This is a genomic window from Pseudomonas sp. BMS12 (assembly GCF_001592875.1).
GTDB lineage: Bacteria > Pseudomonadota > Gammaproteobacteria > Pseudomonadales > Pseudomonadaceae > Aquipseudomonas.
The window spans coordinates 17,770-33,166 of sequence record NZ_LSOF01000016.1 but is presented as its reverse complement, the minus strand read 5'-3'; the positions used below and the strand labels follow the sequence as shown (position 1 = coordinate 33,166).

The 15,397-nt window shown below is 64.4% G+C and carries 11 protein-coding genes and 1 pseudogene; all 12 read right to left on the bottom strand.

All coding sequences use genetic code 11. The features are described 5' to 3' along the window. Positions 1-138: 138 nt before the first annotated feature. The 12 genes and pseudogenes from purD to AYB31_RS15790 all read right to left on the bottom strand — a co-directional run bounded on the left by purD (position 139) and on the right by AYB31_RS15790 (position 15,301). Complete coding sequence (purD, locus tag AYB31_RS15845) at positions 139-1,422, bottom strand: phosphoribosylamine--glycine ligase (RefSeq protein ID WP_068829672.1); 1,284 nt, start codon at positions 1,420-1,422, stop codon at positions 139-141. A 219-nt stretch (positions 1,423-1,641) separates the two neighbouring features. Further along, the gene (purH, locus tag AYB31_RS15840) at positions 1,642-3,249 is read right to left on the bottom strand and encodes a bifunctional phosphoribosylaminoimidazolecarboxamide formyltransferase/IMP cyclohydrolase (protein ID WP_068829671.1); all 1,608 of its coding nucleotides are present in this window, start codon (positions 3,247-3,249) and stop codon (positions 1,642-1,644) included. A gap of 72 nt (positions 3,250-3,321) precedes the next feature. Beyond that, positions 3,322-3,657, bottom strand: a complete 336-nt coding sequence (gene fis / locus AYB31_RS15835; protein WP_068829670.1) for a DNA-binding transcriptional regulator Fis — start codon at positions 3,655-3,657, stop codon at positions 3,322-3,324. Next, positions 3,654-4,652: a tRNA dihydrouridine synthase DusB gene (dusB, locus tag AYB31_RS15830; protein ID WP_068829669.1), complete on the bottom strand. Its 999-nt coding sequence runs from the start codon at positions 4,650-4,652 to the stop codon at positions 3,654-3,656. Before dusB ends, fis begins: the two co-directional genes overlap by 4 nt. Before the next feature lie 212 nt (positions 4,653-4,864). Next, positions 4,865-6,202 (bottom strand): DUF3426 domain-containing protein, encoded by a 1,338-nt coding sequence (locus AYB31_RS15825; RefSeq protein WP_068829668.1) that lies wholly within the window; start codon positions 6,200-6,202, stop codon positions 4,865-4,867. Positions 6,203-6,263: 61 nt separating this feature from the next. Then, a complete protein-coding gene (gene prmA, locus AYB31_RS15820; protein WP_068829667.1) occupies positions 6,264-7,145 on the bottom strand; it encodes a 50S ribosomal protein L11 methyltransferase in 882 nt (293 codons plus the stop codon). Between the two features lie 136 nt (positions 7,146-7,281). Continuing rightward, positions 7,282-8,634 (bottom strand): acetyl-CoA carboxylase biotin carboxylase subunit, encoded by a 1,353-nt coding sequence (accC, locus tag AYB31_RS15815; RefSeq protein WP_153020730.1) that lies wholly within the window; start codon positions 8,632-8,634, stop codon positions 7,282-7,284. Between the two features lie 17 nt (positions 8,635-8,651). Continuing rightward, positions 8,652-9,116 carry an acetyl-CoA carboxylase biotin carboxyl carrier protein gene (accB, locus tag AYB31_RS15810; RefSeq protein ID WP_068829665.1) on the bottom strand — a complete coding sequence of 155 codons (465 nt, stop codon included), beginning with the start codon at positions 9,114-9,116 and terminating at the stop codon, positions 8,652-8,654. A 25-nt stretch (positions 9,117-9,141) separates the two neighbouring features. Next, positions 9,142-9,585, bottom strand: coding sequence for a type II 3-dehydroquinate dehydratase (aroQ, locus tag AYB31_RS15805; RefSeq protein WP_068829664.1), 444 nt, complete (start codon positions 9,583-9,585; stop codon positions 9,142-9,144). A 120-nt stretch (positions 9,586-9,705) separates the two neighbouring features. Beyond that, entirely contained in the window at positions 9,706-11,505 is a 1,800-nt protein-coding gene (locus AYB31_RS15800) for a protein-disulfide reductase DsbD (protein WP_068829663.1), read from the bottom strand. Between the two features lie 132 nt (positions 11,506-11,637). Continuing rightward, a pseudogene (locus AYB31_RS22355) lies at positions 11,638-12,156 on the bottom strand (methyl-accepting chemotaxis protein); the annotation flags it as partial. A 1,522-nt stretch (positions 12,157-13,678) separates the two neighbouring features. Beyond that, a complete protein-coding gene (locus AYB31_RS15790; RefSeq protein WP_068829798.1) occupies positions 13,679-15,301 on the bottom strand; it encodes a response regulator in 1,623 nt (540 codons plus the stop codon). Positions 15,302-15,397: the final 96 nt, after the last annotated feature.

The following is a 15,397-nucleotide window of genomic DNA, read 5'->3' as shown; positions in this document are numbered from 1 at the left end:
TCCCTTCGAAAATGAATTCCCGGATTATAGCTATGGGTTATGGACAAAAGGCAGCCATGTCGCGGCCATAAGTGGGAGCTTTACCGCAGCTTTACCGTGCGCCCGTGGCGAAATGACCAACGGGCGCTTGTTACGGTGTTATTCCTGCTCGCGGGCGATGGCGCGGTAGCCGATGTCGCTGCGATAGAAACTGCCGTTCCAGCGGATCTGCTCGGCCAGACGATAGGCCTGCTGCTGGGCGCTGGAGACGCTGGTACCGATGGCGGTGGCGCACAGTACGCGACCGCCAGCGGTGACGATCTGGCCGTCCTTCAGCGCGGTGCCGGCATGGAACACCTTGCCGTCGAGCTTGGCCGCGGCGTCCAGGCCTTCGATCACATCGCCCTTGGCGTAGTCGCCTGGGTAACCGCCGGCCGCGATGACCACACCCACGGTCGGACGCGGGTCCCAGGTCGCTTCGACCTTGTCCAGCGCCTTGGCCAGGGCGGCCTCGACCAGCAGGACCAGGCTCGACTCCAGGCGCACCATGATCGGCTGGGTTTCCGGGTCGCCGAAGCGGCAGTTGAACTCGATGACCTTGGGCTTGCCGGCCTTGTCGATCATCAGCCCGGCGTAGAGGAAACCGGTGTAGACGTTGCCTTCGCTGGCCATGCCGCGCACGGTCGGGTAGATCACTTCCTCCATCACGCGCTGGTGCACGTCCGGGGTGACCACTGGGGCCGGCGAGTAGGCGCCCATGCCGCCGGTGTTCGGGCCGCTGTCGCCGTCGCCGACGCGCTTGTGGTCCTGGCTGGTGGCCATCGGCAGCACGTTCTCGCCGTCGACCATGACGATGAAGGAAGCCTCTTCACCATCCAGGAACTCTTCAATCACTACGCGGGCACCGGCGTCGCCGAAGGCGTTGCCGGACAGCATGTCGCGCACGGCGTCTTCGGCTTCTGCCAGGGTCATGGCGACGATCACGCCTTTGCCGGCAGCCAGGCCGTCGGCCTTGATCACGATCGGCGCGCCTTTCTCACGCAGATAGGCCAGCGCCGGCTCGACTTCGGTGAAGTTCTGGTAGTCGGCGGTGGGAATGTTGTGGCGTGCCAGGAAGTCCTTGGTGAAGGCCTTGGAGCCTTCCAGCTGGGCGGCGGCGGCGGTGGGGCCGAAGATGTCCAGGCCGCGCGAACGGAACAGGTCGACCACGCCCTTAACCAGCGGTGCTTCCGGCCCGACTATGGTCAGCTGCACGTTCTTCTCGGCGAAGTCGGCCAGCTGCTCAATGGCCAGCACGTCGATGGCGACGTTCTCGCACTTGGCTTCGGTGGCAGTGCCGGCGTTGCCCGGGGCAACGAAGACTTTCTCGACGCGCTTGTCCTGCGCCACTTTCCAGGCCAGGGCATGCTCGCGGCCGCCGCTGCCGATGATCAGTACGTTCATGTTGCTCTCCCTGTGGAGGCGGGCCTGTGGCCCGTTCGGTGGACAGCCTCGGCTGTCCACCCTACGAAAATCTTGCTTCTAGCGTCCTATCGGGCCGCGATGGAGCGTCTGGCTGCTAGGCGCGGATGGCTTCGATAAGCGCAGTTGCCGCCTGGCAATGAGCATTAGCGAAGTCATCCGCAACAACGCAGACGGGCGCTTCAGCGCGGCCCCCGCACATCAGTGGCGGAAATGGCGCATTCCCGTGAACACCATGGCGATCCCGGCTTCATCGGCCGCATCGATCACTTCCTGGTCACGCATCGAACCGCCTGGCTGAATCACCGCGGTGATGCCGACCTTGGCGGCATTGTCCAGGCCGTCACGGAAGGGGAAGAAGGCGTCGGAGGCCATCACCGAGCCGGCAACCTGCAGGCCGGCGTGCTCGGCCTTGATCGCGGCGATGCGTGCGGAATTGACGCGGCTCATCTGGCCGGCGCCGACACCGATGGTCTGGCGGCCCTTCGCATACACAATGGCGTTGGATTTGACGAACTTGGCGACTTTCCAGGCGAACACCAGGTCGTGGATTTCCTGCTCGGTCGGCGCGCGCTTGGTGACGACCTTGAGGTCTTCCGCCTTGATCATGCCGATGTCGCGGCTCTGTACCAGCAGACCGCCGTTGACGCGCTTGAAATCCCAGCCGGCGGCACGTTCGGCCGGCCACTCGCCGCATTCGAGCAGGCGCACGTTGGCTTTGGCAGCGACCACGTCGCGGGCGGCCTGGGAGACTTTCGGCGCGATGATCACTTCGACGAACTGGCGGTCGACGATGGCCTTGGCGGTCTCGCCGTCCAGCTCGCGGTTGAAGGCGATGATGCCGCCGAAGGCGGATTCGGTATCGGTGGCGTAGGCCAGGTCGTAGGCCTTGCGGATGCCGCCTTCCTCGTCGGTGGCCACGGCCACACCGCACGGGTTGGCGTGCTTGACGATGACGCAGGCCGGCTTGACGAAGCTCTTCACGCACTCCAGCGCGGCGTCGGTGTCGGCCACGTTGTTGAACGACAGTTCCTTGCCCTGCAGCTGCACGGCGGTGGCGACGCTGGCCTCGCCCTTCTGCGCTTCCACGTAGAACGCCGCGCTCTGATGCGGGTTCTCGCCGTAGCGCATTTCCTGAGCCTTGATGAACTGGCTGTTGAAGGTGCGTGGGAAGGCGCCACGCTCTTCGGTGGAGAGGGTGTCGCGGCTCTGGTCGATGGTGCCCAGGTAGTTGGCGATCATGCCGTCGTAGGCGGCGGTGTGCTCGAAGGCCTTGAGGGCCAGGTCGAAGCGCTGGGCGTAGCTCAGGCCACCGGCCTTCAGCGATTCGACGATGCCGGCGTAGTCGCTGGCGTTGACCACGATGGCCACGTCCTTGTGGTTCTTCGCCGCGCTGCGGACCATGGTCGGGCCGCCGATGTCGATGTTCTCGATGGCGTCGGCCAGGTCACAGCCCGGCTTGGCCACGGTGGCGGCGAAGGGGTAGAGGTTGACCGCGACCAGGTCGATCGGCTTGATGCCGTGCTGCTCCATCACCGCACCGTCGAGGGCGCGACGGCCGAGGATGCCGCCGTGGATCTTCGGGTGCAGGGTCTTCACCCGGCCGTCCATCATTTCCGGGAAACCGGTGTAGTCGGCCACTTCCACGGCCGTGACGCCGTTGTCCTTGAGCAGCTTGTAGGTGCCGCCGGTGGAGAGGATTTCCACGCCGAGGGCTTCGAGCTCGCGGGCAAAGTCGAGGATACCGGTCTTGTCGGAGACGCTGATCAGGGCGCGGCGAACGGGGAGGCGGGTGGTCTGGTCGGTCATTGCAAAGTCCATTGGAGCTGGAAAATCAGTGAAAAAGGGCGGCTTCTGGCCGCCCTTTTCGAGGAAATTCGCTTACAGCAGGTCGTACTGCTTGAGCTTCTTGCGCAGGGTGCCGCGGTTCAGGCCGAGCAGCTCGGAGGCCTTGGTCTGGTTACCTTTCACGTAGTTCATGACGGTTTCCAGCAGCGGCGCTTCCACCTCGGTCAGTACCAGGTTGTACACATCGGTGGCGTCGGCGCCTTCCAGGTGCGCGAAATAGTTGTGCAGCGCCTTCTCCACGCTATCGCGCAGGGTCTGGCCCTGCTCGAAGGGGGTGTTGAGGTGCTGCTTAAGGTTGACGTTGTCGCTCACGGGTACTGCCCCATCAAAAACTGATTGCTCAAAAAAAGGCTCTGTCATCCTCGTCATGCGGCCACCTCTTCTCCATTGTTATGACGTTCGGCGAAGAACTGCCGAACGCTGGTGTACTGCGCGTCCGTACTTTCCAGACGATTGAACTCGGCGCGAAACTCCCGCGCGCCGGGAAGGGTTGCCAGATACCAGCCGACATGCTTGCGGGCGATGCGTACGCCCATCACGTCGCCATAGAAGGCGTGCAGTGCGGCCAGGTGTTCCAGCAGGATTTTTTCGATTTCATAAAGGCTCGGCGCGGCCATTTCCGTGCCGGTCGCCAGGAAATGGGCGATCTCGCGGAAGAGCCAGGGGCGGCCCTGGGCGGCGCGACCGATCAGCAAGGCGTCGGCACCGGTGGCCTGGAGCACGGTCCGGGCCTTGTGCGGCGAGTCGATGTCGCCGTTGGCGAACACCGGTATCGAGACGGCCTGCTTGATCGCGGCGATGGTGTCGTATTCGGCTTCGCCGGTGTACAGGTCGGCGCGGGTGCGGCCGTGCACGGCGAGAGCGGCGATGCCTGCCTGTTCGGCGATCTTGGCTACGTTAATGCCATTTTTGTTCGCGCGATCCCAGCCGGTGCGGATCTTCAGGGTTACCGGGACGTCGACCGCCTTGACCACGGCGTTGAGGATGGCGGTCACCAATTCTTCATCTTTCATCAGCGCCGAGCCGGCGGCCTTGTTGCAGACCTTCTTGGCCGGGCAGCCCATGTTGATGTCGATGATCTGCGCGCCCAGTTCGACATTGCGGCGGGCGGCTTCGGCCAGCATCTCGGGATCGCCACCGGCGATCTGCACCGAGCGCGGCTCGGGATCGCCCTGGTGCACCAGGCGCAGGCGCGACTTGCGGCTGTTCCACAAACGTACGTCGCTGGTGACCATCTCGGAGACCACCATTCCGGCGCCGAGGCGCCGGCACAGCTGCCGGAACGGCTGATCGGTGACGCCCGCCATGGGGGCGAGGATCAGCTGGTTGGGCAGTGTATATGGGCCGATGTGTACCACCGACATGGGGTCATCCCTGTTCTGGCGAAGGTCGTTTGGCAAAGGCGTAGCACCGCCAGTGTGTAAACGGCGTTCGGGGGAGTGCGAAAAAGGGAGGGCATGATACCCGCTCTCGGTGACCGGATAAAGGCTGTTTTGAACAAATTATGAGCAGCTATGGGCTTATCACCTTTAGGCGGGTGATGGCTCTGAAGCGCCGGAAAACCGGCGCTTGTGGCTTACTCGGGGGAGTGGAAGTTGAGGCTATAGTTGACCGCTCTGGCGCCGGGGTCCTTGATCTCCAGGGAGATGTGGATGGGCGTCTGCGGCGGCATTTCGGCCTGGCCGGCCAACTCACCGCTGAGGTATTCGCTGGGGCGGAAGCGACTGCCGACGATCAGTTGGCCATTGATGTCGGCGAAGCGCAGTTCCAGCACCGGGAAGGGTTGGGCGAAGGGCGCACGGTTGTAGACGATGGCGTCGACCAGCAGGGCATCCATGTATTGCGGATGGCTACGCACCACCAAGTTGGTGCTGCGAATCTGGCTGATATCGACCTTGGAGGGCAGGGTGCAGCCGATTTCCGGGCAGAGGGTTTCGAACCAGGGGCGGTACTGATCCTGACGGGCCAGTTCCTCGAAGTGGTAGCTGATGTACTGGGTGGCCAGGGCGCCTGCGCCCAGCAGATTCAGCAGGCCCCAGCCAAGCCAGCGGCCCCAGGGTTTCTTCGGCTGTTGCCAGTCGAGTTGCAGCGGGTCGTCGCTCAGGTCCAGCAGGCTGTCGTTGCGCAGTGCTGGTTCGCTGCGGGGCTGCTTGGATTCCGCTGCGGGGGCCATGCGATAGGCGCTGTCGTCGATTTCCTCGGCGTCGTCCTCGGCCTCGACTTCGTTGTCAGGCTCATTGACAACGGGTTCCTCGCGTTTGGCGTGAGTTTCGTCCGGGAGCGGGGCGTGTAGCTTGTCGGTTGGCGTCGCCGCGGGCGCTTGGCTCGGCTCTACGATGGGCGCGGCTGCGCTCGGCGGGAATACCGGCTCCAGCTTGCGTGGCGCCTCGTCCTTGAGCAGTGACTCGGCCCAGCTCTCGTCGTGCTGGTCGTTAGTTTCTTGTGGCTGATGCAGCAGGTGCTCGGCTGGCTTTGGGGCCTTGTCCATCGCCAGGAACTCGCGGGACAGCTGCATTTCCTGTTCTTCCAGCTTGGCCAGTTCCTCATCCAGATCGAGGCTGTCCAGATCCAGGTCATCATGAATCCACAGCGTGTCGACGGACTGCTTGTCGGGAACTGGTGGCAAGCTGGGTTTGTGCGTCGCTGGTTGGGCGGCGGCTACCGGCGCCACCTTCATCGGCGGCGGAGTGGGGCTGGCTGCCGCTGGCGCGGGTGCAGCAGGCGGGGTGGTTGTCGCGGCTGCGCTGGACGGCTTGCCTGCCCGGTTCTGATCCACCAGTAATTGCTGGGCTGCGTTGAATACGCGCATGCAGGCACCGCAGCGGACGGCGCCATGGGCGGCGCCCAGCTGTGCGCGGCTGATACGGAAACTGGTGCGGCAGTGGGGGCACTGGGTGACGAAGCTGTCGGTCATGCGGCGGTCCGTGCGAAACGAAGCGCTAGTGTACCCAAGCAGAGGCCTGGGTAGACAAGGGCTACGCGCGCTTCACCCCGCTGATGCGTACCCAGCCGTCCTTGATCGCAGTGGGGTCGAGAATGAAAGCATCGGCATAGGCGGCGCGTACTTCCTCGGCCTGTTCAGCGAGGATGCCAGACAGCGCCAGGCGGCCACCGGCTTCGACCAGGGCAGTGATCTGCGGCGCCAGGGACACCAGTGGGCCGGCGAGGATGTTGGCCACCACGACCTGGGCGGGCTGTTGCGGCAGGTCGGCGGGCAGGTAGACCGGAAAGCGCGCCGGGTCGATGCCGTTGCGCGAGGCGTTGTCGCGCGAGGCCTCCAGGGCCTGCGGGTCGATATCGGTACCGACGGCCTGTGGCGCGCCGAGCAGCAGCGCGGCAATGGCCAGGATGCCGGAGCCACAGCCGAAGTCGAGTACGTTGCAGTCGGTCAGGTCCTGGCCGTCCAGCCATTCCAGGCACAGTGCGGTGGTCGGGTGAGTGCCGGTGCCGAAGGCCAGGCCGGGGTCGAGCAGCAGGTTGACCGCCTCCGGCTGCGGCGCGGCGTGCCAGCTCGGCACTATCCACAGGCGTTGGCCGAAGCGCATGGGCTGGAAGTTGTCCATCCAGCTGCGCTCCCAGTCCTGGTCCTCGATCTGCTCTATCTGATGCTCGGGCAGTTCAGCGCCAGTCAGCAGCTGCAGATGCGCGACCAGGTTGGCCGGGTCGGTATCGGCCTCGAACAGGGCCAGCAGGTGGGTGTGCGACCACAATGGCGTGGTACCCAGGTCCGGCTCGAAGATCGGCTGATCCTCGGCGTCCATGAAGGTCACCGACACGGCACCGACGCCGAGCAGGGCGTCTTCGTAGGTTTCTGCCTGTTCCGGGCTGATGGCGAGACGGACTTGTAACCAGGGCATGACGAACCTCGTGTGCGGTGCAGCGGGATGGCGCTATTTGGGCGCGCAGCTTACTTGAAGGTGGTGGCGGCCTGCCAGCGCAGGCGCCGAAACGACAGAGGCCGCCCGAAGGCGGCCTCTGTGCATGGCAGGATAATCAGTGTTTATCCATGCCTAGCTTCTTCTCCAGGTAGTGGATGTTGACACCACCCTTGAGGAAGCCCTTGTCGCGCGTCAGGTCGCGGTGCAGCGGGATGTTGGTCTTGATCCCGTCGACCACGATCTCTTCCAGGGCATTGCGCATGCGGGCCATGGCTTCGTCGCGGGTACGACCGTAGGTGATCAGCTTGCCGATCAGCGAGTCGTAGTTCGGCGGTACCGAGTAGCCGCTGTACAGGTGCGAGTCGACGCGAATGCCGTTGCCGCCCGGAGCGTGATAGTGCTTCACCTTGCCAGGGCAGGGCATGAAGTTGTCCGGGTCTTCGGCATTGATCCGGCACTCCAGGGCGTGACCGAGGATCTTCACGTCTTCCTGCTTGATCGACAGCTTGTTGCCTGCGGCGATGCTGAGCATCTCCTTGACGATATCGACGCCGGTGACCATCTCGGTGACCGGGTGCTCGACCTGTACGCGAGTGTTCATCTCGATGAAGTAGAAGCGGCCGTCTTCATAGAGGAACTCGAAAGTGCCGGCGCCACGGTAGCCGATCTCGATGCAGGCATCGACGCAGCGCTTGAGCACTTCGGCGCGGGCCTTCTCGTCGATCATTGGCGCGGGGGCTTCTTCCAGAACCTTCTGGTGGCGGCGCTGCAGCGAGCAGTCGCGGTCATACAGATGGATGGCGTTGCCCTGGCCGTCGGACAGAACCTGGACTTCCACGTGACGCGGGTTGCCGAGGAATTTCTCCAGGTAGACCATCGGGTTGCCGAACGCGGCACCGGCTTCGGTGCGGGTCAGCTTGGCCGACTTGATCAGGTCTTCTTCCTTGTGCACCACGCGCATACCGCGACCACCGCCGCCGCCAGCAGCCTTGATGATCACCGGGTACCCGACTTCACGGGCAATGCGCAGCGCTTCTTCTTCGTCTTCCGGCAGCGGGCCGTCGGAGCCGGGGACCACGGGAACGCCGGACTTGATCATGGCGTCCTTGGCCGACACCTTGTCACCCATCAGGCGGATGGTGTCGGCTTTCGGGCCGATGAAGGCGAAGCCGGAGTTCTCTACCTGTTCGGCGAAGTCGGCGTTTTCGGCGAGGAAGCCGTAGCCCGGGTGGATCGCGGTGGCGCCGGTGACTTCGGCGGCACTGATGATGGCCGGGATGCTCAGGTACGACTGAGCACCGGGTGCCGGGCCGATGCACACGGTTTCGTCGGCCAGGCCCAGGTGCATGAGTTCACGGTCGGCGGTGGAGTAGACCGCCACCGTCTTGATGCCCATTTCCTTGCAGGCGCGCAGGATGCGCAGGGCGATTTCGCCACGGTTGGCGATCAGGACTTTTTCCAGCTGCATCGGAGCTTCCCCGCGCATCAAACGATGGTGAACAGCGGCTGGTCGTATTCCACCGGCTGGCCGTTCTCGACCAGGATGGATTCGATCACGCCGCTGGCTTCGGCCTCGATGTGGTTCATCATCTTCATGGCTTCGACGATGCAGAGGATGTCGCCTTTCTTCACGCTCTGGCCGACTTCGGCGAAGTTGCCCGAGGTTGGCGAGGCGGCACGATAGAAGGTGCCGACCATCGGCGAGCGCACCACGTGACCGTTCAGCTTGGCGGCAGCGGGGGCGGCGTCGGCAGGTGCGGCCGCGACCGGAGCAGCAGCCACCGGGGCGGCGGCTGGAGCCGGAGCCGCGTACATCGGCTGGGCGGCATATGCCGGTTGCTTGCTGTGACGGCTGATGCGCACGGACTCTTCGCCCTCGCGGATCTCCAGTTCATCGATACCGGACTCTTCCAGCAGCTCGATCAGTTTTTTGACTTTACGGATATCCATAGCTTTTCAACTCCCAAGGGTGAGGTCAGGGGCGTTCTAATTGTTCCAGGGCGGCCTCCAGGGCCAGTCGATAACCGCTGGCGCCAAGGCCGCAGATCACTCCCACCGCTACGTCGGAAAAGTAGGAGTGATGGCGGAAGGGTTCGCGTTTGTGCACGTTGGACAGGTGCACTTCGATGAATGGGATGCTCACCGCCAGCAACGCGTCACGTAATGCGACGCTGGTATGGGTAAATGCGGCGGGATTGATCAGGATAAAGTCGACACCTTCGCCTTTCGCGGCGTGAATGCGGTCGATCAGTTCGTACTCGGCATTGCTCTGCAGGTACAGCAGATGGTGGCCGGCGGCGCGGGCGCGCTGCTCCAGGACCTGATTGATTTCGGCAAGGGTGGTAGCGCCGTATTTATCGGGCTCGCGGGTGCCCAGCAGGTTGAGGTTGGGGCCGTGCAGCACCAGAAGGGTGGCCATGGGCGTGTCCTTATCGTTTGACCGGAAATGGCCGGGACTGTGCCGATTACGCTTAAGGTTGTCCAGTTGCCGGCAATAGCCGACAAGATAGACGAAATTTGCTGCAGAAATATAGACGCTTCAGTTCCGCAGTGCGGTAGCGCGAGTCAGGCGTTCGGCGAAGTCGGCGGCGCTGATTTCCCCTACGACACGCAAATCCGTCCATTCGTCACCGTTTGCGGCAAAGAACAGAATGGCTGGTGGTCCGAACAGTTGGTAACGATCGAGCAGGGCACGCTGCTCTTCGTTGCTTTCGGTGATATCGAAGCGAATCAGTTTGTAGCCGGCGAGCTGTGCAGTGACCTCTGGCGCGGTGAGCACTTCACGCTCGATCACCTTGCAGCTGATACACCAGTCGGCGTACCAGTCCAGCAGTAGTGGCTGGCCGGCGCGTTGAGCCGTTGCCAGGGCAGCATCCAGCTCGGCAGGGGTGGTCACCGTTTGCCACTCGCCGTGGGCGGTGGTTGTCGCGGTGGTGGCGACAGCGGCTTCAGCACGGCCCAGTGGGCGCAACGGATCGCTGGCGCCCTGTAGAGCGCCAATCCAGGCGATTATCGCGTAGACCAGCAGCGGCAGGCCGATTAGCTGGGCGAGTTTCTGGTGATGAGTCTTCGGCGTCAGTTCCAGTACGCCCAGCCACAGGGCGATGCCGGCTGCCCAAAGGCCCCATAGTGCGAGGCTGATCTGGCCGGGTACGACGCGCTCCAGCAGCCAGATCGCCACCGCCATCAGCAGCGCGCCGAACAGATTGCGTACGCCAACCATCCAGTTCCCGGATTTTGGCAGCAGCGCGCCACCACCCACGGCGAACAGTACCAGCGGCGCCCCCATGCCCAGGCCCAGTGCCAGCAGCTTGAGCGCACCACCCAGGGCATCGCCGCTGGTACTGATATACAGCAGGGCGCCGGCCAGCGGTGCTGACACACAGGGCGAGACCAACAGGCTGGAGAGCACGCCGAGGGCGGCGGCGCTGAACACGGTGCCGCCTCTCAGACGCTGGCTGAGGTTCTGCAGCGGACCGTCGATGGCCGCCGGTAGGCGCAGTTCGAGAAAGCCCAGGCTGGCGGCGCCGAACAGGGCGAAGAAGATGGCGAAGGGCACCAGGACCCAAGGCGATTGCAGGCGCGCCTGCAAGTTGAGCTCGGCCCCGAACACGCCCATCAGTGCGCCGAGCGTGGCGAAGCTCAGCGCCATTGGCAGCACGTAGGCCAGTGACAGCACCAGGCTGCGAGCGCCGCCCGGCTGGCCACGCAGGACCACGCCGGTCAGGATCGGCAGCATCGGTAGTACGCAGGGGGTAAAGGTCAGAGCCAGGCCGCCGAGGAAGAACAGGGCCAGTTCCTTCCAGCTCCAGCCGGAAGGTGTCGGTGCGTCGTTGGGGATGGTTGCGCTGCTGGTCTGCGGCGCGGTGCCCTTGCCCTCGACTTCGATGCGCTCGTTCTCCGGTGGGTAGCAAAGTCCTTTGTCGGCGCAGCCCTGATAGGTGACATGCAGGGTGAACGGCAGATCGATGGGATTGTCGATCGGCAGTTCGACATCGGTGATGCCGTAGTACACCTCGACATCGCCAAAGTATTCGTCATGCTTGGGTTCGCCGGCCGGCAGCACGGCCTCGCCCTTGGCCAGGTCGCTGGGCTCGATGCGGAACTGGAAACGGTGGCGGTAGAGGTAGTAACCCTCGGCATTGACGAAGCGCAGCTTCACCGACTTGTCCGTATGCTCGACCAGACTGAGCTTGAAAGCCTCACGCACCGGCAGGAAGTCGCCGCTGTTGTTCAGTGGCTCGCCGAACAGGCTGCCACGGGGCGCAGGATCATCGAATAGGCCGGCCATGGCCGGCAGGGTGAACAGCAACAGCAACAGGGGGAGCAGACGGCGCATGGGAGACTCGCTCGACGGATCAGGCGGGCATCATACCCAAGTTGCGCGGCCGACCCCAGGCGACCAGGTGGCGCAGGGTGTCAGCGGATATTGCCGGAGGATGGTCGGTCGAGGTGGTGTTCTGGGCAGCAACTAGCCCACGCGAAACGCCTGCACTGCCGTGTGCAATTGGCTACCCAGCTGCAGCAGCTGCTCGCCTTGGGCGCGGCCTTCGCCGATGCGGCTGAGGTTGTCACCGCCGAGGCGGTGGATGCGCTCGCTGCGGTCGCGGATTTCACTGGCCGTGCCACCCTGCTGGGCGGTGGCCTCGGCGATACGCTCGGCCATGCTGGCGATGGTGCGGATGGCCACCACCACTTCATCTAGAGCACCGTCGGCTTGTTCGGCTTGGCCGGCGGTGGCCTCGGCATGTTCGACCTGGGCACGCATGGCCGCCACCGATTTTTGCGCGGCCTGCTGCAGGCGGGCGATCAGTTGCTGGATTTCATCGGTAGCGCCGCTGGTGCGTTGCGCCAGCGAACGTACTTCGTCGGCGACTACGGCAAAGCCACGACCCATCTCGCCGGCTCGTGCCGCCTCGATGGCGGCATTCAGGGCCAGCAGGTTGGTCTGCTCGGCCACGCCGCGAATCACTGTCAGCACCTGGCCGATGGTGGCGGTTTCTGCGGCCAGCTGTTCGATTGAGTGGGCGTTTTCCTGAACCTCGCCGACCAGGCCGTGCAGGCCGGTGAGGCTCTGCTCGATCACCCGCTGGCCATGTTCCACTGCGCGGCTGGCGGCGCGGCTGGCCTCGGCGGCCTGGCTGGCGTCCTCGGCGACCTGGCCGATGGTGCCTTCCAGCTCGCCGAGGGCATCGCGAATCTGCGCGGTATCGCTCAGTTGGCGCTCGGCGCCGCCGTGCAGACCCTGGCTCAGGTCAGCCAGGGTGCGGCTGCTGCCGGCGACTTCGCCGGCGTGCTGGTGGATGGTGCCGACCAGCTCGACCAGATAGTGGCGCAGGCGGTTCAGCGAGTCCTCGATGTCACGCATCTCGCGGGTACGCGCCTGCAGCTGGATATTGGCGCCGAAGTCGCCGGCGGCCCAGGTCGACAGGGCGGGTGCCAGGTGGCTGAGGACATTGCCCAGGCGCCGCTGGATCTGATCCAGACCGAGAGCGATCAGCAGGATAAGACCGATTACCAGCCCCTGGATCAGGCGTACCTCGCCCTGAATGCGGCCATGCTCGGCGCGCACGGCAGGCCCCAGGGCAGTGAGCGCCTGTTGCAGATCCGCGACCCTGGCGGCACTGGCGGCGGCCAATTCACTGCGTTGCTGAATCAGTGTCTGCGTGCGTTTCAGTTCACCGGGATAGCGTTTGATCAGGCTGGTCAGTTCGCGCTTGAGGCCGATGCCTTTGTCTTCGGTCTGAGCCTGCTCGCTGTTGCTGTCCAGGCCGAGCATGGCGGCGAAGCTGTCGCCGCCGTCGGCCTCGTCGGCCACGCCGAGCAGGGGCAGGGCTTCCAGTTCAGCAGCCAGTTGCATCAGTTTCAGCTGTTCGCGCTCGACGTCCGTCGCCAGCTCCTCGCGGCCGCTGCCGACCAGCTTGCCGCGGGCGTGGGCCAAGCGCGTCAGGTGCTGGGCGGCCTGGAACAATGGAGTGCGGTAGGCGGCAGCCGACTCGCCGTTGCTCTCGGCGGCATAGCCTGCAAGCTGGTCAAGGGCGCCGCTAATCTCTCGCTCGGCCTGCAGCAGCAGCCCCTGAGGGTCGCCGGCCAGTTTTCCGGCCGCCAACAGGTCGCCGGCGACGAACTGGCCGAGCTGAGTCAGGCTCGGGCGCAATGTGTCGGCCAGTTGTGGCGGAATTGCGTCGAGCTCGGTTTCGAGGGTAGCGATGGACTCCTGGGCCTGGCGATGACGCAGCGCATCGCCGCCGCTCAGGTAGGTCTGGATATTGGCCGCCACCTGCTGGAATTGCTGGGACAGGTTGAGGTAGCGCTGCATCAGCAAATACGGCTGTTCCAGGGCTTTTTCCGACCACCAGAGTGCGCCGCCCAGAACAAGGCAGGCAGTGATCAGGAGTGTGGTGGACAGATTGGTGAGCTGTTTGAGGCGCATGCGGACACCGGAGCACTACAGGAGCGGTGTCCACAGGTTATTGCGGTTTGGTTAAGGCTTTATGACAGCGTGACGGCGGTCACGCTTCGGTGAGATGGATTTCCACCCGGTTGCGCCCACCGCGCTTGGCGACATAGAGGGCTTCGTCGGCCTGCTTGGACAGGCTGTTGCAGTCCATGCCGTCGTGTAGCTCGGCGATGCCGCAGCTGAAGGTGCAGGACAGGTCCTGGGGTTGCGCTGGGTAGCGGATCTCGGCGAAGCGACGGCGGATTTCGTCGAGCACCTTGGCTGCGGTAACGGCATCGGTATCCGGCAGCACCACGGCGAACTCTTCACCGCCGTAGCGACCGATATGGTCGGTCTTGCGCAGGCGTTGCTTGAGGAACAGTGCCAGGCTTTTGATCACCCGGTCACCCATGGGGTGGCCGTAGGTGTCGTTGACCTTCTTGAAATGGTCGATGTCGATCATCGCGAAGGTCAGCGGCTGGCCGTCACGACGGGCGCGGAAGCGCGCGTCTTCCAGCAATTGCAGGGTGTGGGTGTGGTTGAACAGCCCGGTGAGGCTGTCACGCACCATGCGCGCCTTGAGGTTGCGGGCGCGCGCCGCGCGGTTGCGTACGGTGGCGATCAGGTGGCGCGGCTTGATTGGTTTGGTGAGGAAGTCGTCGCCGCCTTCGCTCATGGCGTCGAGCTGCTTGTCCAGGTCGTCCTCGGCGGACAGGTAGATGATCGGCACGCTGACGTAGCGGTCGTTGTGGCGGATCACCTTGGCCAGCTCGGTACCGCTGCAGTCCGGCATGTACATGTCGAGAATGATCAGGTCCGGCTGGAACTCGGCCAACTCGGCCATGGCCTGGATCGGCTCGATCAGCGTGCGAGTGACGATGCCGGCGCTGTTCAGCACGCGCTCGGTGTGGGTGGCCTGGGCACGCGAGTCATCGACGATCAGTACCCTATAAGGCTCGTACTGCACCACGTTGGTGAGGACTTCGATGCGCTCGATCAGGCTGGAGGCATCCAGGGCGCCGGTAAAGAACTCCTGGCCGCCGGCGCGTACCGCTGCCAGGCGGGTCGGGGTGTCGACATCCTCGTGGCTGAAGAACAGCAGCGGCAGCTTCTGCTCCAGTCCCTCCTGGGCTTCGCTGGCCAGGAGCAGGCCCTGGCCGGGGCCGGCAAAATCGACCTCCATCAGGATGGCGGCAGGGTGGCGCTCGGCCATGGCGGCACGGAAGGCGCTGGCGCTGGCCAGCGGCTGCGCGCTCAGGCCGAAGAACTCCAGTTGCTGGGCCAGGCGCTGCGCACGGTCCTGATCCTGCAGGGCCAGGTACACCGGCTTGCGCAGCGGGGGCAGGAAGGTCTGCTCGTACTGGTCGCCATGGCGCAGGCCGGTACGCGACAGGCGCTGCATCAGCTGGTTGAGTTCGGTGATCAGCGGGCTGCTCAGGCGCCCGCGATTGGCTTCCACCGCCTCCAGGCACTGGCCGATGGCACGGGCCAGCTGAATATGGACATCCTGCTCGAAACGCTCGGCGTAGCGCAGCAGGCCGAGATTGGTCTCGACCAGTTCAGCCATCACGGGCGCGCCCCATTCCTCCTGCTGCAAGCGTTGCCACACTTCCAATACCTGGCGCGCCTGGTGAATGACGCGCTTGGCGAAGTGCTGCTTGAGGCGGTCGCGGCTGGGGTCTTCTGGCTCGGTCATGGCAGGTATCTGATCGATCATGGGTTGGCCTTGTGGGCCGATGATGGCCTCATGCTACCACTGGAGAGGTTCCGCACTACAACCATCGGTCAATTG

Coding starts and splice junctions, on each gene's coding strand:
- AYB31_RS15825 (WP_068829668.1), bottom strand. CDS start 6,202: ATGACCGACAGCTTCGTCACCCAGTGCCCCCACTGCCGCACCAGTTTC.
- aroQ (WP_068829664.1), bottom strand. CDS start 9,585: ATGGCCACCCTTCTGGTGCTGCACGGCCCCAACCTCAACCTGCTGGGC.
- AYB31_RS15790 (WP_068829798.1), bottom strand. CDS start 15,301: ATGACCGAGCCAGAAGACCCCAGCCGCGACCGCCTCAAGCAGCACTTC.
- accB (WP_068829665.1), bottom strand. CDS start 9,116: ATGGATATCCGTAAAGTCAAAAAACTGATCGAGCTGCTGGAAGAGTCC.
- fis (WP_068829670.1), bottom strand. CDS start 3,657: ATGACGAGGATGACAGAGCCTTTTTTTGAGCAATCAGTTTTTGATGGG.
- dusB (WP_068829669.1), bottom strand. CDS start 4,652: ATGTCGGTGGTACACATCGGCCCATATACACTGCCCAACCAGCTGATC.
- prmA (WP_068829667.1), bottom strand. CDS start 7,145: ATGCCCTGGTTACAAGTCCGTCTCGCCATCAGCCCGGAACAGGCAGAA.
- purH (WP_068829671.1), bottom strand. CDS start 3,249: ATGACCGACCAGACCACCCGCCTCCCCGTTCGCCGCGCCCTGATCAGC.
- AYB31_RS15800 (WP_068829663.1), bottom strand. CDS start 11,505: ATGCGCCGTCTGCTCCCCCTGTTGCTGTTGCTGTTCACCCTGCCGGCC.
- purD (WP_068829672.1), bottom strand. CDS start 1,422: ATGAACGTACTGATCATCGGCAGCGGCGGCCGCGAGCATGCCCTGGCC.
- accC (WP_153020730.1), bottom strand. CDS start 8,634: ATGCAGCTGGAAAAAGTCCTGATCGCCAACCGTGGCGAAATCGCCCTG.